Genomic DNA, 26955 nt, shown 5'->3' with positions numbered 1-26955 from the left:
GTTGAATCAATTCTGTCATTGCCGGGCTTGACCCGGCAATCCATCTTTTTCGGAGAGGATGGATACGCGGGTCGAGCCCGCGCATGACGAGTTGTGCGCAGACGCTAGATGCGATTCTAACCCGCCGGCGGGCTCGGCCAAGGCCGCTGCGGGCCGCGTAGACCTTCAAAAGTCTTGGCCATGCCGAGCACGCCGATATCGTCGAAGCGACGGCCGACGATCTGCACGCCAATGGGAAAACCCTTGGCGTCGAAGCCGCCGTTGACGGAGATCGCGGGATTCTCCGACATATTCCACGGCACGGTATAGGCGATGTGCTCGAACGGCTTCATGGGATCGTTGGTGGGCGAGGCCCATTCCGCCGGATAGTTCACATTCGGCGCGGTCGGCGAGATCACATAGTCGATCTCGCAGAACAGCTTTCCTGCTGCTGCGCGGATCGCCATGGTCTGATTGAAGCCGCGGATGACGTCGACGCCTGACAGCTTTGCGCCGGACTCGCCCCATTTGAAGATGTAGGGCAGCACCTTGGCCTGCTCGGCCGGCGTCAGCTTGGACAGATCGTCCCACATGCGCGCACGCCAGAAATTGTCGAGGCCGTCGAGCATGTCGCGTGTGAGAATGCCGTCGACCTCGGTCACGATCGCGCCGGCGGATTCGAACGCCTTGGCCGCCTTCACGGCGACCTCGCGCACCGGCTTGTCCAGCGGCAGGCCGACGCCGGGATCGAGCATCAGGCCGATGCGCAGTTTGCGCGGAGACTTCTCCAGCCCCTTCCAGTTGAGCGGCTCGGCCGGCAGGCTCATCCCGTCGCGGCGATCGGGCTTGGCGATCACGCTCATCATCAGCGCACAATCGTCGACCGTGCGGGTCATGGGACCTGCGACGCGGCCGACATAGGCGGGATCGATCGGCACGCGGCCGAAGCTCGGCTTCAATCCGACGAGGCCACACCAAGCGGCGGGCAGGCGCACCGAGCCACCGATATCGGTCCCGAGATGCAAGGGACCATAGCCGGCGGCAGCGGCGGCGCCCGCACCCGCGCTGGAGCCGCCGGGATTCTTGGAGAGGTCCCAGGGATTGCGCGCGAGCGCGTGAAAGCTGGAGAGACCGGAGGACAGCATGCCGTAATCGGGCATGGTGGTCTTGGCGAAGATGATGGCGCCGGCCTCGCGCAGCCGCGCGGCGGGCGGTGCGTCCTTCTCGGCCGGCACCAGCTTGACGCTGGCAGCACCCAGCGGCACCGGCACGCCCTTGGTCGCGATGTTGTCCTTCACCGTAACAGGCACGCCGTCCAGTGCGCCGCACGGCTCGCCGCCGCTCCAGCGCGCGGTCGAGGCCTTTGCGACCTCGCGCGCGCCGTCGGGATCGAATGCATAGAGCGCCTTCAGATGCGGTTCCCACGCCGCGACATGCGCAAGCACGTCTTCAAGCACCTCGCTCGGCGAGAACTGCTTGGCGCGATAGCCCGCGATCAGATCGACCGCCGACAGATCATGCAGCGAGGTGACCGTCTCTTCGACGCTCTCTTTATGCATTGCCACCCACCGGCATGCGGGTTTCGATGATGCGGGCAAACATGCTGGCGCCGATCGGCAGGATCTTGTCGTCGAGCACGAAACCGGGATTGTGCACAGGCACCGAGCCGTCATGGCCGACCCAGAAATAGGCGCCGGGGATGGTCTGCAGCATGTCGGCAAAATCCTCGCTGCCCATCTTCGGTTGGGCGCGGGTGATCACGTTGGCAGGATCGACCACGGTGCGCGCGACCTCCTCGACCACCTTGGACTGCTCAACCTGGTTGACCAGCACGCCGAACGTGTCGCGGATGTCGGTCGCGATCTCGCACTGGAATGCGGCGGCGATACCAGCGCAGATCGTGCGGATGCGCTCGCTGATCATGGCGCGGACTTCGTTGGAGAAGGTGCGGATGGTGCCGCAAAGATGCGCTTCGCCTGGGATGACGTTATAGGCGGAGCCCGCATGGATCTGGGTGATCGAGATGACGGCGGATTGCAGCGGCTCGACGTTGCGGCTGACGATGGTCTGGATCGCCTGCGCCAGCGTGGTCGCGATGATCACCGCGTCCTTGGATCGCTCGGGCATCGCGCCATGCGCGCCGTAGCCCGTGATGCGGAGGTCGAAGAAGTCGGCGCCGGCCATCGCCGGGCCCGGCAGAATCGCGATCTCGCCGTGGTTGAGATCGGGCGCGTTGTGCAGGCCGTAGAGCTCGTCGCAGGGAAATTTTTCGAACAGTCCGTCCTTGATCATGGCACGGGCGCCGCCGAGGCCTTCCTCGGCCGGCTGGAAGATCAGGTGCACGGTGCCGTCGAAATTGCGGGTCTCGGCGAGATAGCGCGCGGTGCCGAGCAGCATGGTGGTGTGGCCGTCGTGGCCGCAGCCGTGGAAGCGGCCGGGAATTTTCGAGCTCCATTTCAGATTGGTGTTCTCTTCCATCGGCAGCGCGTCCATATCGGCGCGCAGGCCGATGCGCTTGCCGCTCGTGCCCTTACCCTTGATGACGCCGATCACGCCGGTGCCGCCGAGACCGCGATGCACCTCGATGCCCCAGCTCTTCAGCTTGTCGGCGACGATACCGGAGGTGCGCACTTCCTCAAAGCCGATCTCGGGATGGGCGTGGAGGTCGCGCCTGATAGCGGTGAGTTCGTCGGCATAGCCGTCGATGCGGTCGATCGTGGGCATGTGTCCTGTCCGGTTAGCGTGAGGAAGGGGTGAAGGCGGGTCCGTTCGGCTTGATGCGGATGCCCGGCCGCAGGCGCGTCCAGGGCAGGCAGGCGGTGTCGGCCGGCATCGCGCCCGGTGCGGCGCAAATCAGCAGCTTTTCCGCGATCGGCTCGAAATCGGCGCGGAAGTGCACCGAGCTCTTGTTGACCAAAATCTTCTCTCGCGTCGGCTCGATGCCGACATAGCGGTACATTGCCTGATCGGCGAGCTGCGCCTTGTGCGAGGAGACGACGACGCGGACGTCGCCGATGCGCAAGGCTGCGGAGGGGCCCATCTCCATCTCGCGGCCGCCATAATAAGGGCCGGACGCGATGAAGCGGCCGTCGGAGAGTTTTTCGACCACGAAGGTCTCGCGATAGGGCTCGTCGCCCGGAATGCCGGACTTGCCGCCGAGCGACAGCGTGACGGCGGCCCCGACGCCGGCTGCATGCGCGGCTCTGGCCGATTCCGGATCGTAGATCACCCCCGTCGCGGCACTTGCCTTGTTGCGCACCAGTGCGCGCAGCATACCGGTGGTATCGGAATCGCCGCCCGCGCCGGGATTGTCCTGGGTGTCGGCGATGACGATCGGCTTGCTCGCACCCTTGGAAAGCTCCATCGCATGGCGCACGCCGTCGTCGGGCGACCAGATCTTGCCGTCGAAGTCGTCCTCGTGGCTTTCGATCAGCTTGAGAAGCGCATCGGCCGCGCGGTCGGCGTCCGCTTGCGTCTTGCCATAGGCGAACACGCTCGGCCCGCAATCGCGGAAATCGGCGGCGGGGAAGCCGGGCGCGAAGGACAGCGTCGGAACCGCGTCACCCTCCAGCGCGGCGAGCTTCTCGTAGATGCTTTTGGTCGGCTGGTCGCTCGTGCACTGCCAGCTGATCGGGATCAGGAATGGCAATTGCCGGAACGCCTTTGCGAAGCGTTGCCTGGACTTCAGGAGCAGTGCGAGATGGCGCGCACAGGCGCGGCCGGTTGCGGCCATGTCGACATGCGGATAGGTGCGGTAGGCGATCAGCGCGTCGGCATGCTCGATCATCTCGGGCGTGACGTTGGCGTGCAGGTCGAGGCTCGCGACCAGCGGAATATCTTTGCCGATGATCCGGCGCACGCGCGCCAGGATCTCGCCTTCGCCATCGTCGAGGTGCTCGGCCACCATCGCGCCGTGCAGGTCGAGATAGACGGCATCGAGCGGACCGGCGGCTGCGATGCCGTCGATCATCACCTTCACGATGCGCTCGAAAGCATCTTTGGTGACATGCGCCGACGGGCTCGCACCGCAGGCGATCGTTGGGATGAGTTCCCAATCGTTCATTTCAGCGCCGTCGACGAAGCCCGCGAGACCGACATTGATGCGCCGCATCACCTTCAACACGTCGGCGCCCTGCGTCATCGCCGGCCAGCCGCCGCCATGCTGGAAGTCCGCGAACGTCGCCTTCGTCGGCGCGAAGGTGTTGGTCTCGTGCAGGAAGCCGCCGACGGCGATACGTGTCATTCGATCCAGTCCAATCGATCAAGAGTGCGCGAAGTTAGCCTTGGCCTTGCTGCAAGAGCAAGGTGGGAAGCAATCGCGCCATGCATGGGGTCAGATCGTTTTGGGAATGCTGCGGATGCGGTGGGGTGTGAGAGGAGCCATCTGCCACACCGCGGAGTCGTCCTGGCGAAGACCAGGAGCCACCGCGAGGTCCATCTGTCGTGTGCGCTGTAGTCCCGAGTGATGAGCCTCGCCAAACGTCTCCCGTAATGGGTTCTGGCTTTCGCCAGAACGACGTCAGGCGCTCGCCGCCACGCCCTCCGACACCGGCCGGAAGTTCGCAAAGTCCCAGCCTCGCCCCGGAGCCGCATCCAGCAGTGCCTTGGTGTAGGCCTCCTTCGGATGCGTCAGCACTTCGGCGGCGGGGCCCTGTTCGACGACGCGGCCGTGCTGCATCACCACGACCTCGTCGCAGATTTGCGCGGCGACGCGCAAATCATGGGTGATGAACAGGATCGCGATGCCGAGCCGCTTCTGGATCTCGTCGAGCAGCTCCAGCACTTGCGCCTGCACGGAGACGTCGAGCGCGGAGACCGCTTCGTCCGCGACCAGCACATCGGGATCGAGCGCGAGCGCCCGGGCAATGGCGATGCGCTGGCGCTGTCCGCCGGAGAACTGGTGCGGATAGCGCGACACCGCATCGACCGGCAGGCCGACCAACTCGAGCAGATCGCGCGCCCGCTTCATCGCCTCGGTGTGCGAGACGCCGTAGTTGATCGGGCCTTCGGCGATGCTCTCGCCGACGGTGACGCGCGGATTGAGCGAGCGATAGGGATCCTGGAACACGATCTGAATCTTTTGCCGGTGCGGCTGGAGCAGGCGGCGCGAGATATCGGCAATCTCGCGGCCGGCGAGGCGCACGCCGCCGGAGGTCGGATCGATCAAGCGGACGATGCAGCGCGCGACCGTCGACTTGCCGGAACCGCTCTCACCGACGATGCCGAGCGTACGGCCCTTGCGCAGTGTCAGCGTCACCTTGTCGGCGGCGACGACCTCACGGCCTTTGCCGAAGAAGGCGCGCTCCTTATAGACCTTGCTGAGCTCGTTGGCTTCCAGCACCACCGGCTCCTTGGTCTCGTCCCGCGCCGCGCGCGGCACCAAGCTCGGCACTGCGGCGAGCAAATTGCGGGTGTATTCCATGGTGGGATTGCGCAGCACGGTATCGAGCGCGCCGGTCTCGACGAGGCGGCCCTGCCGCATCACCGCGACCCGGTCGGCGATCTCGGCCACCACGCCCATATCGTGAGTGATGAACAGCACGGCGGTGCCGTGATCGCGCTGGAGGTCGCGGATCAGGGTCAAAATCTGCTTCTGCGTGGTGACGTCGAGCGCGGTGGTGGGCTCGTCCGCGATCAGCAGCTTCGGCTCGAGCACGAGCGCCATTGCGATCATGATGCGCTGGCGCTGGCCGCCGGAGAGGCGGTGCGGGTAAGAGGCGAAGATGCGCTCGACCTGGGGCAGGCGGACCTGCTCCATCATGTCGAGGATGCGCTTCTTGCGCGCTTTGGCGTCAAGATCGGTATGGGCGCGCAGCACCTCGTCGATCTGGCGGCCGACCGGCACCACCGGATTGAGCGCGGTCATCGGCTCCTGGAAGATCATCGCCATCTGCGTCGCGCGGAGCTGGCGCAGGCGGCGGTCGGTCGCGGTCAGCAGCTCCTCGCCGACCAGCTTGATGCTGCCGCCGGTCGGCACCAGCGTGCCCTTCGGCAACAGGCCCATCGTGGTGAGGGAGGTCACCGACTTGCCCGAGCCGCTTTCGCCGACGAGGCACAGCGTCTCGCGCTCGCGTACCTGGATCGAGATGCCGTCGATGATCTTCGGCCCACCCGGCTTCTTGCCGATGGAGACGACGAGGTTGTTGATGTCGAGGATGGTGCTGGTCATGCAGGGTCTTTCGTCATTCCGGGGCGCGCGCAGCGCGAACCCGGAATCCACCGGGCGTCAGTCCAAGCGGTGAAATGGATTCCGGGTTCGCGCCAAGAGGCGCGCCCCGGAATGACACTATTACCTGTTTCACTTCCCCTCCCGCTGCTTCATGCGCGGATCGAGGGCGTCGCGGGCGGCATCGCCGATCAAATTGATGCTGAGAATGGCGATCGAGAGCAGCAGGCCCGGCCAGAAGATCAGCGACGGCTTGAGCTGGAAGTACTGGCGGCCCTCGGCCATGATGTTGCCCCAGGTCGGCGTCTCCGGCGAAATGCCGGCGCCCAGGAAGGAGAGGATGGCCTCGGTCAGGATCGCGGAGGCGCAAACATAGGTGCCCTGGACGATCAGCGGTGCAATCGTGTTCGGCATCAGATGCCGCCACATGATCTTCGGCAGGCTGGAGCCGACCGAAATCGCTGCCTCGACGTAGGGCTCCTCGCGCGCCGACAGCACCACCGAGCGCACCAGGCGCGCCACGCGCGGGATTTCCGGAATGGTGATCGCGATCAGCACGGTCCAGAGGCTGGCGCCAGAGAGTGACACCACGGCGATCGCGAGCAGGATGCTCGGCATCGCCATCAGGCCGTCCATGATCCGCATCATCACGGCATCGACCAGCTTGAAGAAGCCGGACACGAGACCGATTGCAAGCCCAATGGCGACCGAGAGAATCGCCGAACCGATGCCGATCAGGAGTGAGATGCGGCCGCCATAGATGACACGCGACAGCAGGTCGCGGCCGTAGGCGTCGGTGCCGAGCAGGAACTGCGCCGACGACGGCTTCAGCCGCTGCGACGGCGCAAGCTGGATCGGATCATGCGGCGCGATCAGCGGCGCGAGAATCGAGATCACCACGACCAGCCCGAGCAAGACCGTGGCCGTCGCGATGATTGGCGTCGAGGTGAGAAATCCGAAGCGCGGCCGCAGCGGCGACGTGATCGGAATGGATGACTGGGGAAGGCTATCGACCGACATTATTGTTGTTACCCTTGCCTCAGTACCGAATCCGGGGATCGAGCAGCGTATAGGCGACGTCGATCAGGAGATTGACGACGACATAGATCAGCGACGTCAGCAGGATCATCGCCTGGATCACCGGATAGTCGCGCGCCAGCACCGCATCCACGGTGAGGCGGCCGATGCCGGGAATGTTGAACACGCTCTCGGTGACGACGACGCCGGAGATCAGCAGCGCAAAGCCGGTGCCGATCACGGTGATCACGGGCACGGCCGCGTTGCGCAGCGCATGCCGCATCATCACCGCGACCTCGTTGATGCCCTTGGCGCGCGCCGTGCGGACATAATCTTCGCCGAGCACGTCGAGCATCGCCGCACGCGTCATGCGCGCGATCAGCGCGATGTAGATGAAGGAGAGCGCGCAGGTCGGCAAGATGATGCGTTCGAAGAAGGGCCCAAAACCACTCGAGATGCTCTTGAAGCCCTGCACCGGGACCCAGCGCAGATTGATCGCGAAGATTTCGATCAGGACATAGCCGACGACGAACACCGGGACGGAGAAGCCCAGCACGGACAGGCCCATCACGAAACGGTCGATCCAGGTGCCATGCTTCCACGCCGCGATTACGCCCAGGGGCACGGCGACGACGACGGCGAGGATGATGGTCGACAGCGCGATCGAGATCGACGGCTCGACACGCTGGCCGATCATCTTCATCACCGGCAGGTTGGAAATCAGCGACGTCCCGAGATCGCCGTGCAGCAGCTTGTTCACCCAGGTGACGAACTGCACGATCAGGGGCTCGTTGAGGCCGAGCGAGGCGCGGATGCGCTCCAGCCGTTCCGGCGTCGCGTTGTCGCCGGCAAGAATCGCGGCGGGATCGCCGGGGGTGAGGCGGAGCAGCAGGAAGACGAACAGCGCGACGACGCCCATTACGGGCACGGCGGCGAAGATTCGGCGAACGAGATATCCGAGCAAGTTGGATCCGTCAGATTAGAGTCAAATCGGGCAGGGCCTTCGGCAAGCCTGCCATTAGCCTAACATTTCAGCAATTCCCGTGCCATCCGGGCCACAGCTTTTACAGGGCGGCCTGTCGTGGCGTGCTCTCTTTGCCCGTCGTCATTCCGGGGCGCGTCGAAGACGCGAACCCGGAATCTCGAGATTCCGGGCTCGGTCCTTCGGACCGCCCCGGAATGACGGACTCAGACAGTCACTCCAGCGTTGCCAGCAGCCCCGCCATCAGCCGGCCGCGTTCGACCAGGCTTTCGACCTCGATATACTCTTCGAGCGTGTGGCCGTTACCGCCGCGCACGCCCAGGCCGTCGAGCGTCGGGATTCCCATTGCGCCGGTGAAATTGCCGTCGGAGCCGCCGCCGGCACTCGCATGCGGCAGCTCGGCGCCGAGCGACTTGGCGATGCCGCGGGCTTTTTCATACAGCGCCATGGTGCCGGCGTCCGGTTCCCACACCGGCCGCGTTACGCCACGGGTGACCTTGAAGGTGACATCATTGGTTGTGCCCGACAGCGCCAGCATCCTCTCGACGCCGCGGTCGAGATCGGCCTGGCGCTTGGCCATCGAGAGCGCTTCGCCTGTGGCCGTCGTGGCAACGCAATTGACCCATTGGCCGCCATGCACGACGCCGACCGAGAAGGTGCAGTCGTCCGTGGTCATCGCGTCGATCGCGAGGATCTGCCGGGCCATCTCACGGATCGCCGAGCGTCCCGCCGACAGCGTCGCGCCGGCGTGGCTCGGGCGGCCCGTCGCCTCGAGATTGAAACGCGCGATGGCGTATCGTCCGGTGGTGACGCCATTGTCGGCGCGGCCAGGCTCGGGCACCAGCACGTATTTGTTGCGCGCGGCCTCCGCCTCGATGATGTCGCGGGTGGCGGGCGTGCCGACTTCCTCATCCGGCGTGAACAGCACGGTGATCGGCAGCGGCGTAGTGAAGGCGGCGCGCGCCAGCTGCCGGATCGCCTCCAGCGAGAGATAATTGCCGCCCTTCATGTCGTAGATGCCGGGGCCGTAGCACTTGTTGCCCTCGCGCCGCCATTTCAGCTTCTCGATGGTGCCGACCGGGTGCACGGTATCCATGTGCCCGGCGATCAGGATGCCCGGCCCGCCCTGCTTTGGATGGGGGAAGCGCGCGCGGATCACGCCGCCAAAACCCTGGCGGCCGGCGATGCGCTCGATCGTCGCACCCATGATCGCCATATCCCGCGCTGCGATATCGAGCATGCGGTTCACGGCGCCTGCGTCCCAGGTCGGACTCTCGCATTCCACCCAGCCGCGCAGGCCCTGGAGCATCGCCTCGGAATCGAAGGGAAGATTGGCTGGGTTCATCTCAATGTCTCTCAAGCTTCAAAGCTGGAACGCGCATTGCATTGGCGCAGGGGAGGACGGGCCGAGAGCGTTGTAAAGCCAAACCGATCTTTTTGGAGCCCTTGCACACGCCGCGACGGCTTGCACCGAAACCGGATTGACGCGCTCGGCACTGTCTGCAAGTCTCGAAAGATAAAGGCATTGCATGAGGTTAGTTCGCCCAAAGAACGAACCGGATGCTCAATCAATAATCTGCCTTTGAACAGTTTCACGTCAGGAGAAACTTTCCATGTTCAACTTCATGCGCCGGGGGCCTCGCGCGTTCGCCTCCAAACTTGCGCTGTCGGTGGTCGCGCTTTCGGTCGGCTTGGCCTCGCCCGTGCTTGCCGCCGGCAAGACTCTTACGGCGGTGATGCATTCGGATCTGCGCATCATCGATCCGATCTTCACCACCGCGTACATCACGCGGGACCATGGCTACATGGTCTACGACACGCTGGTCGCCACCGATTCAAACTTCAAGATCCAGCCGCAGATGGCGGATTGGAAGATTTCCGATGACAAGCTCACTTACACCTTTACGCTGCGCGACGGCCTGAAGTGGCATGACGGCGCGCCTGTGACGGCGGAAGACTGCGTCGCCTCGCTGAAGCGTTGGGCCGCGGTCGACGGCATGGGCCAGAAGCTCATGGATTTCACCGCGAGCATCGAGGCGACCGACGCCAAGACCATCACGTTGAAGCTGAAGGAGCCGTACGGCCTCGTGCTGGACTCCATCGGAAAACCCTCTTCGCGCGTCGCCTTCATGATGCCGAAGCGCCTCGCCGAGACACCGCCGGACAAGCAGATCCCGGAGCAGATCGGCTCGGGTCCCTTCAAGTTCGTGCAGTCGGAATTCCAGCCGGGCGTGAAGGCGGTCTACGTCAAGAACACCGATTACGTGCCGCGCAAGGAGCCGGCGAGTTGGACCTCGGGCGGCAAGGTGGTGAAGGTCGACCGCGTCGAATGGATCACCATGCCGGACTCGCAGACTGCGGTGAACGCGCTGCAATCGGGCGACATCGATTTCATGGAGAATCTGCCCTACGACATGCTGCCGATACTGGAGGCGAACAAGGAGCTCACGATCGAGGTCTCGAACAAGTTCGGTTTTCAGACGCTCGGCCGCATGAACTTCCTGCATCCGCCGTTCGACAACGTCAAAATACGCCGCGCAGCCTTCCTGGCGATAAACCAGAAGGACGTGCTCGACGCGCTGGTCGGAAACCCGAAATATCAGAAGATCTGTGGTGCCTTCTTCGTGTGCGATACGCCGCTCGCAACCGAGGTGGGCGCCGAGACCCTGGTGAAGGGCAACGGCATGGCGGAGGCCAAGAAGGCGCTCGCCGAGTCCGGCTATGACGGCACCCCGGTCGTGATCATGGCCCCAGGCGATGTCACGACGCTCAAGGCGCAGCCTATCGTTGCGGCCCAGCTACTGCGCGAGGCCGGCTTCAAGGTCGATCTGCAAGCGACCGATTGGCAGACGGTGGTAAGCCGCCGCGCCAGCCAGAAGCCCCCGAAGGAGGGTGGCTGGAACATGTTCTTCACCAACTGGGTCGCGGCCGACGTCTCCAACCCGATTGCCAATCTCTCGATCGGCGGCCAGGGCAAGAAGGGCGGCTGGTTCGGCTGGGCGGAAGACGCCAAGATCGAGCAGCTCAAGGATGCCTTCGTCCGCGCGTCCTCGATCGACGAGCAGAAGAAGATCGCCGCGGACATCCAGAAGGAAGCCTATGAACAGGTGATCTACATCCCGCTGGGGCAGTATCTCCTGCCGAGCGGCTGGCGCAAATCGCTGACCGGCGTGCTCGACGGCCCGGCGACGCCGCTGTTCTGGAACGTCGACAAGTCGGAGTGAGCGGAAGACGTATCCTCGCGCCATTGGCTCGATGATCCTGCGGCGCCGCTGTCATGAGCGGCGCCGTTGTCGTTTGTCAGCCTCGCGTCAGTTTGAAACCGGTGGAGCTCTTAACCCTTCTGACTTCCAATCATTGCTATTTGTTTCAATCCTGAAATAGATGTCCTTGTCCTCACGCATCACTTTTCCTCTCGAATTTAGTTCCTGTGCCGATCGATTTTGCATTCCAGGCGAGGGCCGAACGGTCCGATCGCGCGCCGGCGCGTTGGCGGCGACCGTTCCTGCGTTGGCTGGATGGCGTCGAGGCGGGTTGGGCCGTGCCGCTTCTCATCGCCTGCTTCGTTGCGATCTGGACGCTCTATCTGGCGATCGCCTATGCCGGAGGCGGTCTGCACCCTGATACGCTCGAGGCCTGCACGCTGGGGCGGCATTTCGCCTGGGGCTATCACAAGCATCCGCCCTTGATGGGCTGGATTGCCGCTGGCTGGACTTCCGTGTTCCCGCTCAGCGACTGGTCGCTGCAATTGATGGCAATGGCCAATGCCGGGCTTGCACTGTACTTCGTCGACCGGATCGCACGGCAATTCGTGACCGGACACAAGCGCGTCCTGGTGCTGCTGCTCCTGATGCTGACGCCGGCCTATCAGTTCCATGCTCAGCGCTTCAATGCCAATGCCGTGCTGCTCGCGGTCTGGCCGCTGGCGACCTGGTGCTTCCTGCGTGCGTTCGAGACGCGCGCAGTATCGTGGGCGGTCGCGCTAGGATGCACGACAGCGCTGGCAATGGTCGGCAAGTATTATTCGATCTTTCTCGTCGCGAGCTTCGCGTTTGCCGCGCTGGCGCACCCGGCGCGGCGCGCCTATTTTACCTCCGCTTCGCCCTGGATATCGGTGGTCGTCGGCCTGGCGGCGCTATCACCACACGTTTATTGGCTGGCGACGACGGGGGCGCCGACTTTCAGCTATGCGTTGGCGCACGCTAACGGCAATGTCCTAAGCTCGCTCGGCGAAGCCAGGAACTTCCTGCTCGGGCTGGCGGCGGCGATGATCGTGTCGGCTGTGACGTGGGTATTCATCGCCGGCACGCGATTGAAGCAGTTTCCGGCCGACTTCGCCGCAATGGGTCCGGGACTGCGACTTCTGTTCCACGTTGCCATAGGCACGATCGCGCTGCCGATAATGACATCCCTCATGATGGGCACCGATCTGCCCTCGCTGTGGGCCTTGCAGGGGCTGTTCCTGTTCGCCGTTCTCGTGGTCTGCGGCGCGCGCTATCCGATCGAGCGCTTCTACACCGTCAATCTCACCGTGATCGTGGCTGGCGTCGCGCTCGCCGCCGTCCTGGTCGCCGCGCCGATCCATGCCGTCTATCGTAACGATCACGGCTACGAAGAAGGCAGGAATTTCTACGCGCAGCTGGCTAGCGAATTGACGCGCGAGTGGCGCGAGCTGACCGGTACGCCGCTCAGCGCCGTGAGTGGTGATGATTCGCTGGCCTTTGCGACGGCGTTCTACAGCCCCGATCATCCGTATTATGCACGACCGTTCGAGTCTGAATACGGTTCGGGCTTGCAGCGCAAGACGACGCCCGACCGAGGCTGGGCCGCGGCGTGTTTCCGCGGCCAGGACTATTGCGGCCGCTGGATGGAATGGGCGTCCTCGAAAGCCGAACACGTCGTCCGACGCGAGTTCACGGTACAGGCCAATTTGTGGGGCCGGCGCGGTCTGGCGTGGCACGTGGTCGTGCTGATGGTGCCCCCGCGGGGAAGCGGGCCGGCGCACGAGGCCGCTGCGGATGATTTCAGCGCCAGCAGGCGGCGACCGACCAGACTTCGTGATCAGCAGTGACTGTCGCGCAACTGTTCGAGCCCTTCGCTCGCCAAAGGCGTCGTGGACGTGGTCCGCTCAGCGGCCGGCTCTGAACGCTCCTGCTCCTGCTGTTCCGGCTCGCGGTCTTCGCGGTGTTTCAGTCCCATCTCGTCATCCTCTCGAATTGCTGCGGTACAACATCGAGGGGAGCGGGAAGTTCCTCAGATGGCAGGGCGATGATGCGGCTTGAACAGCCGCCCCTTCTCCACCACCAGCACGATCGCAAGCGCCGCAAGGGTCGACAGGAAGAAGCCGACCGAGAACGGCAGCAGCGTGCCGTCGAAGCTCTGTCCGATCGCCATGCCGACCGCGATTCCGATCAGTGTCGTGATCGAGCCGTAGAGCGAGGACGCGGTGCCGGCGATGTGGCCCTGCGGCTCCATCGCGAGCGCGGTGAAGTTGGCGATCATCATGCCGAACGAGAACATCATCAGGGCGGAGAGCGCCATGAACAAGGATAGCGGCAGCACGCCGAGGCTTTCGGTGAGCAGCATCACGCCCGCGACCGCGGTGTAGAGCATGAGTGCCCCGTGCGAGATCACGCGCATGCCGAGCCGACCGACCAGCCTCGCATTGAGGAAGCCGGCGATGGCGGTGCCAGCCGCAATCGCCGCGAAGGCGAGCGGGAAGTAATGGCCGAGGTGATAGATGCCGGAGAAGACCTGTTGGGCGCAGAAGACGTAGGCAAACAGGGCGCCGATGACGCTGCCGGCCGCCGTGGCGTAGCCAATGGTCTGGCGATTCGTCACGGTCTGGCGGAACGCCGAGAGCACGTCGGCGGGCGCCAGCGATCTGCGCTCGGACTCGGGAAGGGTTTCAGGCAGCCGCAGCACGCACCATGCGAGCGCGAGCAGGCCGTAGAGCATCAGCACGACGAAAATGCCGCGCCAGGCCGTCACCAGCAGCACCGCCTGTCCGAACGAGGGGGCGACCACGGGCACCGCGATGAATACCATCATCGCGAGCGACATCACGCTCGCCATGCGGCGGCCGACGTAGCAGTCGCGCACGATCGAGGTCGCGATCACGCGCGTCGCCGAGGTGCCGAGCCCTTGCAGCGCGCGCGCCAGCAGCAACGTCTCGAACGAGGGTGCTGCCACTGCCAGCACGCTCGCCACCGCATAGACCGCCATGCCGCCGAGCAGCACGGGGCGGCGGCCGAAACGGTCCGACAACGGGCCCATGACGAACTGGCCCGCGCCGAAGCCGACCAGGAAGGTCGACAGCACCAGTTGAAGATGGTTGGCGATAGGAATCTGGAAGGCGGCGCCGATGTTGGGCAGCGCCGGCAGCATCATGTCCATCGCAAGCGGATTCAGCGCCATGATGGACGCGATCACGATGACGAATTCGGGAAAACCCATGGGACGGTGCCCGGAGGACACCCAATCATCGGCATTGACGTCGGACAAGAAGCTCACCTCTGAAATTGAGAGCTTTATTTAGTCCGATGTTGCGTTGCACAACCCCCGTTTCGGGATAGCTGTCAGGCGCAGCCGGAGCGGACAAGAATTGGTGAGAGACCAGTGTTCCCTGCCGCTGGATCCCGCGGATCGCGCAATCTCACGCCGGCCGGAAAACCAGTGATTCACCATCCCGTCCTAAAGATTGGCGTCCGGCGTGGCCTGTCCCTCTGGCAGGATAAAACCGAAACGCATCCTGCCCAGAGTGCGGCTGAGATGATGACGCGCCGCAGCGGCGCCGAGAGAAACAAGCCAAACAAGGTATCCGCCGATGTCCGAGATGTCAGGTGCAGCACGATGGTTGGAGCCCACGGCCAACATGGCCACGAGGCGCAACGTCTGGCTTGCCGGCCTGATCGCGCTGACGACGCTGCTGGTGCTCGGCAATCTCGCTAACGACGCCAGGCTCGATTTGAAATATGGCTATGGTTGGGACATTCGCGTGAATTGCGCTGCGGTCGACGCGTATGTCGGCGGACTCGATCCTTATTTCGTCAAGAACCTGAAGGGCACCAAGCTCTCCTACCCCTATCTGCCGGTGACGCTGGACGTCTTTCGCCCCCTGTGCGCGGGCGGCTTTCTGCTCGATCACTACAGAGGAATCTTTCTCGTCCTCGCCGTGCTCTGCGGCCTCCTCTTACCCAGGCTCGGCCGAAGGGGCCCGAGCGCGCGCGATGCTGCGCTCAAGGTGCTGTGCGCGCTCGGCGCGTTCGTCGGTTTCGAATGGGTGCAGGCCTCGGGCAACTTCGCGATCCTGAGCGGACTGCTGACCGCGATCGCGCTGAGGCTCCTGCTTCCTCCGCCATCCTCCGGAGCGTTGGAGGGCCGCAACTCTTTGCTCCGCGTCGCGGGCGCTGCGTTGCTCGGTTTCGTGATGTCGTTCAAGTTGGTGTTCTTTCCCGTTCTGGCCGCGCTTTACTTCCTGCCTCTGCCGTGCGGCCGCAAGCTGGCGCTGATCGCGGTGGCGACATTCAGCTTCGCATTGCCGATCCTGATATCGGGGCTGGAATATCCCGATCTGTTCGCAAGCTGGCGGCTTGCGATGGCCCGAGAAATCCCCGACCAACACGTCGTCGATCTCTTCGAGATCAATCCGTCGCTGCTGCTGCTAGCGCGAAACCTCATGGATCATGCCGGCCTCGGTGAAAGCAAGCCGGTCATATTCGCGACATATGCGTGCGCCGCGTTAGCGCTCGTGCTCGTGCCGTTCGCTTTGTCCATCTTCCGCGTGGCCGTAAGCCAACCTGCGCGGGAAGGGGCATCGGTTCTGAAGCGGCTGGATCGCTGGTTGATGGATCATCCCCGCGCGGCCATGCGCGTCACGATGCTCGCCATGTTTGCGCTCTATCTCAGCTCGCCGCGTCTCAAGGAATATGCCTTCTTCGAGCTTGCGCTCTATGCTGCCATCCTCATCGTCGATCTTCCGGCCCTGGCGCTTGCCGCATGTCTCTCGATCGGACTCCTCGTTCCGGCGCTGATGTCGCTTTTGGGAGCGATGATCGAGGGCACTTTCGCCCTTCTCGTCGTTTCCCTGTCATGCTTCTGGATCCTGCTGCTCGATTTTCGCGCCGAGCCGAAGCGCCTTGAGACGGAAGGCGCGCAACCATGAGCAACGTCGCCGCGTCCGCAGTGCGTCAGAACAAGGGCGCTTTGCCGCCGCGCTCCAGCCGGTTCGGTTGCCTGCTTTGCGGATCTGCACGCAGGCGAGCGTCATCAGCACCGATGGTGCGGGCAGCCGGGGTCGAACCGGCACAGCGCTTGCGCGCCGAGGGATTTTAAGTCCCTTGCGTCTACCAATTCCGCCATGCCCGCTTGATCCAACGAGATCAATCACTTAAGGCCACTCCCGGCCGTCTGGAATTGGCGTCTTGCCGGCCGGATGGTCGGTCCTTCCTTAAGCGAGCCGGGCGCACAAGGCAAAGCCTCAATCCGGACATCTGTTGTTGCTTTAGGCATTCTCAATCCACGGGGGCTATTTATCCGACATGGCTGCTTCGTTTTCCTGTCTCCTGCGCGGCTTCGGCGCGCTCCTCGCGCCGCTTGCGGCCGGCGTCGCGCTGTCCGGCTGCGCCGGCATGAGCGAGACGGTCGCGCCGGCCTTCGCCGATCCCGGCAAATACGAGTTGTACGACTGCAAGCAGCTCGAGACCGAGCGCAAGGCGCTCGCCAACCGCACGGCCGATTTGCAGAGGCTGATGGACAAGGCGGAGACCGGCGCTGGCGGCGCGGTCGTGTCCGAGCTTGCCTATCGCAACGACTACATCGCGGTGCGGGGCCAGGCCCAACTTGCCGACGAGGCCTGGCGCCGCAACAGGTGCCGGGACACACCGCCCGAGCCGACACCGCCCGCCACGTCACCGTCATCCGCTGCCAAGCCGGCGTCGAAATCCGGAAAAGCGATCCGCTGAGGCACCGCGCCGGCGGTGCCTCGCTTCAGGGCCGCCAGTTGTAGATCCAGTCCTGCCGCGCCAGCATGCGGTCCGGTCCGAGTGCGCGGATCGCAAGATCGCGCGCGATCGCGAGCGGCCCGCTGAAATGATAGATGCGGCCCTGCTGTCGCGCGGTCCGCTGCACCCGCCGCACGCGCGCTTGGCGCGCGCGGCCATATTGCGTCAGCGCGGCTGTGATGCCGGCGGTGCTCTCGGCCGCCTCGACGCTCAAATGCCGGGCGAGCACGGCGGCATCCTCGATCGCCATGCCGGCGCCCTGCGCTGCGAACGGCAGCATCGCATGCACGGCATCGCCGAGCAGCCCGACGGGACCCTTGCTCCAGGGGCAGCCGTCAGGCACGCCGAACAGCGCCCATTTTCGCCAGGCTTCGACCGCGGCGAGCATCATCCGCGCCGGTGGCGGCCAGCGCGGTGCGGCGAAAGCCTCCATGACCTCGGGAGGATCGCCGGGCGTGCTCCAGCCCGGCCTGTTCCACGTGCCCGGCAGCACCGCGACCACGTTGATCTGGCGTCCGCCCGCGATCGGATAGGCCACGAGATGGGCGTTCGGGCCCATCCAGAGCTGCACCCGGCGCGCGGTGTAGTCCTTCGGCAGTTGCGTCGCATCGAGCGTGCCGCGCCAGGCGATCAGGCCTGAAAAGCGCGGCTGCACGTCGGGAAACAGATGCTGGCGGACCGTCGACCAGATGCCGTCGGCGCCGATCAATGCGCTCGCAAGATCGCTGCGGCGGATCGTGCCGCTGCGATGGACCACCGTCAGCCCCTTGGTGTGAGGCGCGACGTCCTCGAAGGTTGCGCCCAGCTTCAGGTCGATATCAGGATGGTCGGACACCGCGCCGGCGAGCGCCGATTGCAGATCGGCGCGGTGCACCACCCAATAGGGAGCGCCGGCGCGCGCGGAGGCTGCCTCGCCAAGCGGCATGCGCAGCAGCTCGCCGCCGGCCCGCGCGCTCATGATCGAGACCGCCTCCGGGGTCACGGCGCCCAGCTTGAGGCGTTCGGTCAGGCCGAGCTCGACCAGCACGCGGCTGGCATTGGGGGAGAGTTGCAGACCGGCGCCGGCTTCCTCGAGGCGCTCGGCTTTTTCCAGCACGACGATGCGGAAGCCGCAGGCCGCGAGCGTCAGCGCGGCCGTCAGGCCACCGATGCCGGCACCGGCGATGACAATCGTTCGGGAGAGCGCCACCCCTGACCGATGAGAGCGGTCAGGCCACCTTGTCCTTCAGCACGCATTCCGGCGGACGGGCCTCGCCCGCCTTCAGGTCGGCCGCGAAGCGGTACAGCGTCGAGCAATAGGGGCAGATGATCTCGTTGTCGTTGCCGAGATCGAGGAAGACGTGCGGATGATCGAACGGAGGATTGGCGCCCACGCACATGAACTCTTGCGAGCCGATCTCGATGACGGGAACACCGGCATCGTTATGGAAGTGCGGGACGACATGGTCGGACATCGTAGTTCATCCTGGAGTGGCAATGGCGGCAGATACAATCAAACTGACGCGGCATTAGTAAGGCGCCGCGGACCATACTGGCGGGTGTAGATGATTGCTAGTCCAGCGGAACCGAAAGCTCCGCAATTGCCCCATGCTCATTTGCTCATGCAAATTCGACACAATCTTGCGGCTTGAGAGAAGCCCTTCTTTCGTCGGGGACGTTGTGTCGCAATTTCGGCGTACTATGTCTGTGGGCGAGCGCAATTGCGACGACAGACGAAGCGTCAGGCGTCAACGATTTTAGGACCGTCCAGGCTTTCCGCATGAAATGGCTGCGAATCAGCACAGCGTTGACCGGTGTCGCGGCATGCGCGTTCCTGCTCGCGCAGGTTGCGCCGCATGCCCGCGAGGCCGGCGCGCTTCTCGCCGCCCAGGATGATCCCGCGGTGCTCTCCGAGCTCAAGCTCGATGCGCTGCTGCGGCAGAACGATCGCCTTGTTCAGGACAACATCGAGGCTGCGCTCGCCGCAGGCGACGCCGATCTCGCCGACAGTTTCGTCGCGCTCGCGCGTGACCGCAACATCGCGCTGCCGGACGACCTCCTGAACCGCGTCAGCGATGCGGTCAAAGCCGAGAATTCCACCCCCCATTTCGCCAAACGATTTGCCACCGGTCTCGTCACCGGCAATGCCGACGACGTCGCGAGCCTGTCGGGAACGGTGGCCGGCGATCTCTTCGTAATCGGCGACATCAGGGACGTCGTCCGCGAAGGCAAGCACCTCGCCATGGGCGAGGATACCGACCGCCTCGTGCTGGGGCTGGCGGCGGCAGGCCTTGCGGTGACGGCGGCGACCTACGTCACCGTCGGTGGTGCCGCGCCGGTGCGCGCCGGGCTGACGCTGGTGAAGGACGCGCGCAAGGTGGGGCGGCTCGGCGAGGGGCTGGCCGTGTGGGCCGGCCGGTCCGCGCGCGAGATCGTCGACGCGCCGATGCTTCAGAACGCGGTCGCCAAGGGTTCGGTGCTGCGCCCGGGCGAGACCGTGAGTGCGATCAAGGCTGCGTTCCGCGCCGAAAAGGCCGGCGCGCTGGTTCGGCTCGGCAAGGACGTCACGCGCGTCGCCGGAAAGACCGGCACGCGCGGGGCGATGGACACGTTGCGGATCGCCGAAGGCCCGAAAGATGTGGCGCGCGCGGCGCGGCTCGCGGAAGCGCAGGGCGGCAAGACCCGCGCCATCATGAAACTGCTTGGCCGCGGCGCGCTGCTCCTCATTGGCGGTGCGTTCGATCTGACGCTCTGGCTATTCGGCGCGGCACTGACCCTGTTGGGACTGCTGTCCTCGATCAAGGCGACCACCGAGCGCCTGACCCAGGCCTGGTGTGATCGCAGGCGCGCGCGGCGGCTCCGCCGGGCGCAGGGGGCCGCCGAGGCCGCTCTGGCGGATGCAGCCCTCAGGGTCTGAAGCGCGATGAGATTGAGGTCATTCGTAGCCGCGATAGAGGCTATTGTTTGAGCATGATCTCCGCGCAAACGCGTTCCGCGTTTGTGGAGCGGAAAAACCCGCTGCACACTTGTCCGGATCGTGCTCTAAGATCGACTTTTCCCCTCAAGACCTGCGGAACTGATGATGCCGAGCTTCCACAACGGCGCCGTTGAAATTGCCTATCTCGACGAAGGTGAGGGCGACCCGATCATTCTCGTGCACGGCTTTGCCTCCAGCAAGAACGTGAACTGGGTCTATCCGACCTGGGTCTCGGAACTGCGCAAGAACGGCCGCCGTGTCATCGCACTCGACAATCGCGGCCACGGCGAGAGTGCGAAGCTCTACGAGTCCCAGCAATACTCGATCCCAATAATGGCCGGCGACGTGCTGGCACTGATGGATCATCTCGCGATCCCGCAGGCCGACATTATGGGCTATTCGATGGGTGGACGGATGGCGGCGTGGCTTGCGCTCCACGAGCCGCAGCGCCTGCGCTCGGCGATCCTCGGCGGCATCGGCATCGGCGGTCTGATCGAGGGCACCGGCCCCGGTGAGAACGTCGCCAAGGCGCTGGAGGCGCCCTCGCTCGACGACGTCACCGATCCCGTTGGGCGCACCTTCCGCGCCTTCGCCGATCAGACCCGCTCGGACCGTCGTGCACTCGCCGCCTGCCTCCGCGGCACGCGTGACCTCATGACGAGGCAGCAGGCTGCACGCATCGAGGTGCCGGTGCTGATCGCGGTCGGCACCGCCGACGACGTCGCAGGCTCTGCCGGCGCACTCGGTGCGATCATCCCGGGCGCGCAAGTGCTCGATATCCCGGGCCGCGATCACATGCGGGCGGTCGGCGATAAGGTCTACAAGACCGGCGTGCTCGATTTCCTCTCACGCCGCGGTTGAGATCTCATCCGCCAGCGCGTCGTCGCCGAATGAGCGAAACAGAGCCGTCAGCACCACGAAGGTCGCAAGCCACGCCATCCGCGCGCCATAGCGGTCGTGCGGGCCCGAGATCACGCCGCAGATGAAGGCATTACCGAGCAGCGCCAGCGACACGGTTGCTGCCAGCAGCGTCAGATCGTCAAGCCGACGCTTGGCAAGCGCATGCACCAGCAGCACGACGAGTGCCGCCATCGAGGCCAGCGCGGCGGGGACGTGCAGCCAGTTGACGCCGTCGAAATTGACGGCCCAGTGCTGCTGTCGCGCCGCGCGCATCGGCGCGACTTGCGAAGGCACGTAACGTTCGATGATGCCGTAGGTGTGCGGGATCCAGCCGTTGGTGCCTTCGCCGGTTGCGACATGGAGCAATTGTTGCCCGATCGCCCGCAGCGCCGCGCCGGCCTGCCAGGCCGGATAGTCCGCGAGTGAATGCACGACGATGTAGCCCATCTCCTCGTTCAGCCCATCGAAGCGGCCGAGGGTGTTGAACATGCTCTTGCCCCACAGAAATTCGTCGGCGCTCGCCGGCAGCTCGTTGCGATAAGGGCAGAGCTTGTAGTGTTCGCGCGGGCAATGGTCGTTGAGATAGCGCGCCACGATGCCGTCCTGCATCATGCGACCGAAGGCGACGCCATAGCCGCCGGGCGTCCAGGTCCATTTGCCCGACAGCGCATAATTCGCCGACGTCAGCATCAGGCCGCCCGCGACGATGCTGAGACTCGCCAGCGCCAGTCCCGCAAACGGAAGGCGAGGCCCAAGGAGCGGCCGCGCCATCCAGCCGGCGGCGCACAGACCGAGCAGCACGCCGAGCGTTGCGCTGTGGGTCGCTGCGGCAAAGGCGGTGAGGACGAACAGCGCGATTTTTTCGGGCACCGAGGTGCGGTGTCGTCCGATGACCAGGAGGAACAGCGACAGCACCGACAGTCCCGCAAAGATGTCGGTAAGCAGCATGCTGGCCAGCCAGGGCAGGGCGGTCGACAGGATCAGGAGCAGACTGATCGGGACGAAGCGGAAGGTCTGCATCAGGCCGAGCACGCGCAAGCTGAGCTGCAACAGCCACAGCGTCGCCAGCGACTGGACCGCGAGGTTGATCCAAAAATCAAAACCCTCGCCATAGTGCAGATAGAGGCCGAACACGGTGGAGCGGCTGGGGACGAGATAGCCCTCGTACCAGCGGGCCAGATAGCCGCCGGTATCCCATTGCAACAAGGGATAGCCGTTCCAGAACGCCGGCGCGATCATCAGGAGGGGCAGGGCCATTGCGGCCAGCCGCAGCCAGAACGTGTCAGCGGCGCGCGCGCGCAATTGGTCGGTGGTGATGCTCAAATCTGCTCCGTCCTCGCTCGGACCATGCCCGCAATAACGGTTGGGGGAGAATTCACCAATAGTTTGACGCGGCCCGGCTTGAATTTGGCAAAACTCTGGCCACCTTGAGCCGACCTTGCCGCTTGGGGGCGTCAGAAGAAAGTCTTGTATATCAGTACTTTGGCTTGGTGTGTCGAGGCAAGGCACTGTTCACTCTCAGGCAAGCCGGTCAGGACTTTGTCGCCTAGACTGTGCTATAGAACCAACAAAACGAGCCCATTCGAAAGAGCAGATCCCATGTCAGTGCATCAGGTCAATCCGGGAGGAAAGCTCGCATCGCTCGATCCGATCTGGGACCGGATCCGGAGCGAGGCGGAAGACATCGTCCATCGCGAGCCCGAGCTTGCGACCTTCATCTATTCGACGGTGCTGCATCACAGTCGCCTGGAAGATTCCGTGATTCACCGTCTCGCCGACCGGCTCGATCACTCCGCGCTGTCGGGCGATCTTGTGCGCCAGACCTATGACGAGGCGCTGCGCGACGATCCCGATCTCGGCAACGCCTTCCGCGCCGATCTCGTTGCCGTCTACGACCGCGATCCCGCGACTTCGCGCTTCATCGATCCCTTGCTCTACTTCAAGGGCTTTCATGCGATCCAGACCCATCGCCTGGCGCATTGGCTCTATCTAAAGGGCCGCAAGGATTTCGCATACTACCTCCAGAGCCGCGCCTCGGCGGTGTTCCAGACCGATATCAATCCCGCAGCGCGCATCGGCCGCGGCATCTTCCTCGACCACGCCACCGGTTTCGTCTGCGGTGAGACGGCTGTCATCGAGGACGACGTCTCGATCCTGCACGGTGTCACGCTCGGCGGCACCGGCAAGGAGAACGAGGACCGTCATCCGAAGATCCGCCATGGCGTGCTGATCGGCGCCGGCGCAAAGATCCTCGGCAACATCGAGATCGGCCATTGCGCACGCATCGCCGCCGGCTCGGTCGTGGTCAAGCCGGTACCGCACAACGTCACGGTTGCGGGCGTCCCCGCCAAGATCGTCGGTGAAGCCGGCTGCGCCGAGCCGTCGCGCACCATGGATCAGATGATCAACGCCATGGGACTTTGATCTTCGTTTGATCGGAACAGGATTTTCCGACCCTTTCCCTCCCAAATTTCGTTGGCAATTCATGCTGGCGGTTCGTCGCGTCTCGTCGTAAACCCCGCCACGTTAGATTTCGATTGGAGACTTGCCGTGGACGTCAAGGAAGTGAGAAAGCTCGATGCGTATCTGAAGCGCGTATTCGGCAATCCCAAGATTCGCGTCGTGCCGCGGCCGAAGAAGGACGATTCCGCCGAGGTCTATATCGGCGAGGAGTTCATCGGCGTGCTCTTCGTCGACGATGAGGACGACGATCGCTCGTTCCAGTTCCAGATGGCGATCCTCGAGGACGATCTCGTCGATCAGGAATAGTGGTGACACGGAGACTTCGGCTTCGTGCCCCGGACGCAGCGCAGCGCCTCTTCGGCGATGCGCTGCAGAGCCGGGGCCCCATGCAGCAGCGGAGTGCGGTGCCTTCTGGATCCCGGCTCGGCGTCGCAGCAGCGTAAGAACGCTGCAGCGCGTCCGGGACACGCGAGCTGCGAATGCAGCGCCCCAATATGTCGTGATTGTTTCGCCGCCGTTCTTGAGCTGGACAAGCCTCTCGCAACGACGGGCATTGGCGACGCAGCTGCACAACTCGACTTTTTTGCAACAATGCGCAGCCGCGCCGCGGCATCGGCAACGATGATGCCCTCCGATCGACGAGCTCGGCATGCACGACCATGTCGCGATCAGTGTGCTCCACGATGCGCGCACGCGCCGGGATGGGGACACGCGCCGAGCTGCAGGAAAAGCATGATGACATCATGCCCCTGTTTTGCCCGACGGGTCAAGTTGAGATTTCGAAAAATACGAAAAACCCCGATGCCCCCAATGCTTGGCTACTGTGCATGGGGTTGTTTTCGCAGTTTTTGTTTGGGAGGCTCCAGCCCGTCCTTCAAGCCGAGGCCCGGCTCAGCCCTTCGGCCCGCGCAGCTGCGCGGTCAGCTTCTCCATCGCCTCCGCCACATCTCGCCACTGCGACAGCCAGCTTCGCGGAAAGCGGAAGGTGAGGTCGGCGCCGCCGACGCGGCGCTCGGAGAGGCACATGCCGGGAGTGGCCGCATCGCGGGTGCAGCGTGCGGTCAGCGCCGGACTTGCGGCGGAATAGAGATCCTCGCTGCCGTAAGGGGTCTCAGCGCGAAACATCCGCATCGTCAGGCCCTCTTCGGGCATCGTCGCGGCCCGGTCGAGATAGCGCGGATAGATCGTGGCCGTTCGCTGCTCGGGCGCGAGTGCATCGTGATGGGCCGCGATCGACAGGAAGATGCGGTCGATCGATTGCGCCGCCGCCTCCACCGTATCGGCGGTGACGTGCTTCGGAGCGCCGGGCGGTTCCAGCGAGGGATAGAGGAAATCGAGATCGATGCGCTCCTGCGGCCCGGAGTGTCGCTGGATCTTCATCCGGATCGCCGTCACAGGCAGGTTGAACAGGGTGCCGCCGACGCTCACCGGTAGCTTGTCCGGGGCGTTCGCACCGCGCGTGCCCCAGGTCGGCCACAGCAAATAGGCAACGAGCGCGACCGCGCACGCCGCAGCGGCGCCGCCGAGCGCGATCGGGACGACGTGCGCTCGGGTGCGCGTCCGGGGAGAGCGAGAGGAGGCTGCCGAAAACACCGTCATGAGCTAGCGCAAGGTAAGCCGCAGTCGGCCGCTGGCCGACGAATCAGCGGCGAATATGCCATGTGCCGGCGATTTCGCGCAGCGCTCCCCACCTGCGGAGAGCGGGAAGGCCCCTGCGCGGGTTGGCGGGCGGCGTTAACCTTCCCTTAAGGATAATGTAGCGTTAACCGGCACGATTTGTCACAGGTGGGCGCCAGCGTCGCGTAAGGGCGGACCGTTCCGATGACACCTGAAGCTCTCAATACCTTCTTCTCGATCTGCATCGGTTTCGCGCTCGCGGGCGCGCTCGTGAACGGATACCAGGCGTTCGCGCAGCGTCCCGCCGGCTTCGGCTTGTTGCAGGACGGCGTCGCGCCGAAGACCTTCGCGGCCGTGCCCTTCCTGGTCTTCGCGGCGCCCTTCATCATCATGCGCAACACGCTCCGCGGCATCCGTGTGGAAACCCGCCGCGCCGAATTCGTGATGATGGCGACCCTCATCGCCGGCTTCTGGAGCATGATGAGCGGCACCTTCTTCCTGATGACGCTGCGCGCAGCTGGCGTGCTGGGCTGACGCCTCCCGCGCGACCCTTGACGCTCCGCGTGGCGGCCCCTTTGCGTCCAGGCCGCCGTTTCGCTATGCCAGGATCATCCTGACAGGAGACCTCCATGGCGATCTACGAGCTCGACGGGCAGGCGCCCGATCTTCCCGCCGACGGCAATTATTTCATCGCGGAGACCGCCACCTTGATCGGCCGTGTGCGCCTGAAGCCGGGCGCGAGCGTCTGGTTCGGCGCGGTGCTTCGCGGCGACAATGAATGGATCGAGATCGGCGAAGGCGCCAACGTGCAGGACGGCTCGACCTGCCACACCGATCTCGGCTTCCCGCTTCACGTCGGCAGGAACTGCACGGTCGGCCACAACGTCATCCTGCACGGCTGCACCATCGAGGAGGGCGCGCTCGTCGGCATGGGCGCGATCGTGATGAACGGCGCGAAGATCGGCCGCAACAGCATCGTCGGCGCCGGCTCCGTCATCACCGAGGGCAAGGAGTTTCCCGAGCGCTCGCTGATCATTGGCTCGCCGGCGCGCGTGATCCGCACGCTCGAAGATGCCCAGGTCCAGAAGATGGGGAGTGCGGCCAAGTTCTACGTGGCCAACGGTCCCCGCTTCAAGAAGGGTTTGAAGCGGATCGGCTGAGATGCCCGGGGCCGTGTCGGTCCAGTCGGTGCGGCTGCAGACGACCTATCGTCACATGCCCTCGGATTCGCGTGCCTCGATCGCGCCTGCCACCTTCTCGTGGCCGGCGGCCCATAGCGCATGCTCGTCGCTGCCGTCCGAATAGGGATTGGCTTCTGCCGGGATGCTTTCGCGCGCAGCGCGTTCGCCTTCAGCAAAGGGATCGCGATGGGTCATCGTGATTTGGCCTCCTCGCTTTCAAGCTGATGTGACGGCATTTGTTCCGGAACAGGTGATCGCGGCAGCGGTTGACCGGCAAAGGAGAATTTCCAATGTCTGCCAGATCGTCCGCAACCAAGACCATGATGGTGATCCTCGCACTCGCGGCGATTCCGGCCGTATCGTTCGCGCAAGCGACCGGCGGCTCTGCCGGATCGACCGGAGGCTCTGCGAGCTCGACCGGAGGTTCTGTGGGATCGACCGCAGGCTCTGTGGGATCGACTGGAAGCTCCGCGGGACCGACGGGCGGTGTCGCCAACTCGCCGGCCCCGCCGCCCGGGACCAACAGCCTGGGTGCGGCTCAATCATCCGGCCCGGGCTCCGGAGTCGCCACCGGCGGTGCAGGTGGGGCGGCTGATGCCACCGTCAACGCCGAGAACCGGCTGCTCGACAAGAGATGAAGAGCATCTGCCGCGGCTGCTGACGCTCGCGCGGAAGTGAGACAGCGTGGCTGT

General features: G+C 64.6%; 24 protein-coding genes, 1 tRNA gene and 1 pseudogene. 11 read left to right on the top strand and 15 right to left on the bottom strand.

What is annotated here, in order from left to right; all coding sequences use genetic code 11:
* Positions 1-116: 116 nt before the first annotated feature.
* The 7 genes from IVA96_RS29240 to IVA96_RS29210 all read right to left on the bottom strand — a co-directional run bounded on the left by IVA96_RS29240 (position 117) and on the right by IVA96_RS29210 (position 9489).
* Entirely contained in the window at positions 117-1538 is a 1422-nt protein-coding gene (locus IVA96_RS29240) for an amidase (protein WP_247280087.1), read from the bottom strand.
* Positions 1531-2703, bottom strand: coding sequence for a M20 aminoacylase family protein (locus IVA96_RS29235; RefSeq protein ID WP_247420735.1), 1173 nt, complete (start codon positions 2701-2703; stop codon positions 1531-1533). The genes IVA96_RS29240 and IVA96_RS29235 overlap by 8 nt, the downstream gene beginning before the upstream one ends.
* A 13-nt stretch (positions 2704-2716) precedes the next feature.
* On the bottom strand, positions 2717-4222 hold the full coding sequence (locus tag IVA96_RS29230) for a M81 family metallopeptidase (protein WP_247420734.1): 1506 nt from the start codon (positions 4220-4222) through the stop codon (positions 2717-2719).
* Between the two features lie 276 nt (positions 4223-4498).
* Positions 4499-6148 carry an ABC transporter ATP-binding protein gene (locus tag IVA96_RS29225; protein WP_247280085.1) on the bottom strand — a complete coding sequence of 550 codons (1650 nt, stop codon included), beginning with the start codon at positions 6146-6148 and terminating at the stop codon, positions 4499-4501.
* A 129-nt stretch (positions 6149-6277) separates the two neighbouring features.
* Positions 6278-7165, bottom strand: a complete 888-nt coding sequence (locus IVA96_RS29220; protein WP_247280084.1) for an ABC transporter permease — start codon at positions 7163-7165, stop codon at positions 6278-6280.
* Positions 7166-7184: 19 nt separating this feature from the next.
* On the bottom strand, positions 7185-8126 hold the full coding sequence (locus IVA96_RS29215) for an ABC transporter permease (RefSeq protein WP_247280083.1): 942 nt from the start codon (positions 8124-8126) through the stop codon (positions 7185-7187).
* Between the two features lie 232 nt (positions 8127-8358).
* The gene (locus IVA96_RS29210) at positions 8359-9489 is read right to left on the bottom strand and encodes a M20/M25/M40 family metallo-hydrolase (RefSeq protein ID WP_247280082.1); all 1131 of its coding nucleotides are present in this window, start codon (positions 9487-9489) and stop codon (positions 8359-8361) included.
* 268 nt (positions 9490-9757) lie between these two features.
* Here IVA96_RS29210 and IVA96_RS29205 point away from each other — a divergent pair, with 268 nt between their 5' ends.
* Together IVA96_RS29205 and IVA96_RS29200 are read left to right on the top strand one after the other, a co-directional pair.
* Entirely contained in the window at positions 9758-11368 is a 1611-nt protein-coding gene (locus tag IVA96_RS29205; protein ID WP_247280081.1) for an ABC transporter substrate-binding protein, read from the top strand.
* A gap of 206 nt (positions 11369-11574) precedes the next feature.
* A complete protein-coding gene (locus IVA96_RS29200) occupies positions 11575-13215 on the top strand; it encodes a glycosyltransferase family 39 protein (protein ID WP_247280080.1) in 1641 nt (546 codons plus the stop codon).
* Here the strand turns inward: IVA96_RS29200 and IVA96_RS29195 are convergent.
* Positions 13206-13343: a hypothetical protein gene (locus IVA96_RS29195; RefSeq protein WP_247280079.1), complete on the bottom strand. Its 138-nt coding sequence runs from the start codon at positions 13341-13343 to the stop codon at positions 13206-13208. The genes IVA96_RS29200 and IVA96_RS29195 overlap by 10 nt on opposite strands.
* Positions 13344-13397: 54 nt before the next feature.
* Positions 13398-14648 (bottom strand): multidrug effflux MFS transporter, encoded by a 1251-nt coding sequence (locus tag IVA96_RS29190; protein ID WP_247280078.1) that lies wholly within the window; start codon positions 14646-14648, stop codon positions 13398-13400.
* 370 nt (positions 14649-15018) lie between these two features.
* On the opposite strand from IVA96_RS29190, the gene IVA96_RS29185 reads away from it, so the two are divergent.
* A complete protein-coding gene (locus tag IVA96_RS29185; protein ID WP_247280077.1) occupies positions 15019-16308 on the top strand; it encodes a hypothetical protein in 1290 nt (429 codons plus the stop codon).
* 114 nt (positions 16309-16422) lie between these two features.
* On the opposite strand, the gene IVA96_RS29180 is transcribed toward IVA96_RS29185, so the two are convergent.
* Positions 16423-16511 (bottom strand) — tRNA-Leu (locus IVA96_RS29180).
* Positions 16512-16684: 173 nt separating this feature from the next.
* On the opposite strand from IVA96_RS29180, the gene IVA96_RS29175 reads away from it, so the two are divergent.
* Positions 16685-17107 (top strand): twin-arginine translocation pathway signal, encoded by a 423-nt coding sequence (locus IVA96_RS29175; RefSeq protein WP_247280076.1) that lies wholly within the window; start codon positions 16685-16687, stop codon positions 17105-17107.
* Between the two features lie 25 nt (positions 17108-17132).
* Here IVA96_RS29175 and IVA96_RS29170 read toward each other — a convergent pair whose 3' ends face one another.
* Entirely contained in the window at positions 17133-18335 is a 1203-nt protein-coding gene (locus IVA96_RS29170) for an FAD-dependent monooxygenase (protein WP_247280075.1), read from the bottom strand.
* Positions 18336-18354: 19 nt separating this feature from the next.
* Positions 18355-18600: a zinc-finger domain-containing protein gene (locus IVA96_RS29165; protein ID WP_007602543.1), complete on the bottom strand. Its 246-nt coding sequence runs from the start codon at positions 18598-18600 to the stop codon at positions 18355-18357.
* Between the two features lie 305 nt (positions 18601-18905).
* Here IVA96_RS29165 and IVA96_RS29160 point away from each other — a divergent pair, with 305 nt between their 5' ends.
* Positions 18906-20042, top strand: coding sequence for a hypothetical protein (locus IVA96_RS29160; RefSeq protein WP_247420733.1), 1137 nt, complete (start codon positions 18906-18908; stop codon positions 20040-20042).
* Between the two features lie 165 nt (positions 20043-20207).
* Positions 20208-20963, top strand: a complete 756-nt coding sequence (locus IVA96_RS29155; RefSeq protein WP_247280110.1) for an alpha/beta hydrolase — start codon at positions 20208-20210, stop codon at positions 20961-20963.
* On the opposite strand, the gene IVA96_RS29150 is transcribed toward IVA96_RS29155, so the two are convergent.
* Complete coding sequence (locus IVA96_RS29150) at positions 20949-22325, bottom strand: hypothetical protein (protein WP_247280073.1); 1377 nt, start codon at positions 22323-22325, stop codon at positions 20949-20951. The genes IVA96_RS29155 and IVA96_RS29150 overlap by 15 nt on opposite strands.
* A 276-nt stretch (positions 22326-22601) precedes the next feature.
* On the opposite strand from IVA96_RS29150, the gene cysE reads away from it, so the two are divergent.
* Positions 22602-23426 (top strand): serine O-acetyltransferase, encoded by an 825-nt coding sequence (cysE, locus tag IVA96_RS29145; protein WP_247280072.1) that lies wholly within the window; start codon positions 22602-22604, stop codon positions 23424-23426.
* A gap of 126 nt (positions 23427-23552) precedes the next feature.
* Complete coding sequence (locus IVA96_RS29140; RefSeq protein WP_007602550.1) at positions 23553-23771, top strand: DUF3126 family protein; 219 nt, start codon at positions 23553-23555, stop codon at positions 23769-23771.
* Positions 23772-24356: 585 nt separating this feature from the next.
* Here the strand turns inward: IVA96_RS29140 and IVA96_RS29135 are convergent.
* Positions 24357-25064, bottom strand: a complete 708-nt coding sequence (locus IVA96_RS29135; RefSeq protein ID WP_247280071.1) for a hypothetical protein — start codon at positions 25062-25064, stop codon at positions 24357-24359.
* A gap of 222 nt (positions 25065-25286) precedes the next feature.
* Here IVA96_RS29135 and IVA96_RS29130 point away from each other — a divergent pair, with 222 nt between their 5' ends.
* Positions 25287-25616 carry a hypothetical protein gene (locus IVA96_RS29130; protein ID WP_247280070.1) on the top strand — a complete coding sequence of 110 codons (330 nt, stop codon included), beginning with the start codon at positions 25287-25289 and terminating at the stop codon, positions 25614-25616.
* A 95-nt stretch (positions 25617-25711) separates the two neighbouring features.
* Complete coding sequence (locus IVA96_RS29125) at positions 25712-26242, top strand: gamma carbonic anhydrase family protein (RefSeq protein ID WP_247280069.1); 531 nt, start codon at positions 25712-25714, stop codon at positions 26240-26242.
* Between the two features lie 51 nt (positions 26243-26293).
* On the opposite strand, the gene IVA96_RS29120 is transcribed toward IVA96_RS29125, so the two are convergent.
* Positions 26294-26458 carry a hypothetical protein gene (locus tag IVA96_RS29120; protein ID WP_247280068.1) on the bottom strand — a complete coding sequence of 55 codons (165 nt, stop codon included), beginning with the start codon at positions 26456-26458 and terminating at the stop codon, positions 26294-26296.
* A 125-nt stretch (positions 26459-26583) separates the two neighbouring features.
* On the opposite strand from IVA96_RS29120, the pseudogene IVA96_RS29115 reads away from it, so the two are divergent.
* Positions 26584-26924 (top strand): annotated as a pseudogene (locus IVA96_RS29115) (hypothetical protein).
* Positions 26925-26955 lie beyond the last annotated feature (31 nt).

The sequence above is a fragment of the Bradyrhizobium sp. 159 genome, from assembly GCF_023073795.1.
GTDB lineage: Bacteria > Pseudomonadota > Alphaproteobacteria > Rhizobiales > Xanthobacteraceae > Bradyrhizobium.
The sequence above is the reverse complement of the archived record's forward strand: the minus strand, read 5'-3'. Positions and strand labels throughout refer to the sequence as shown.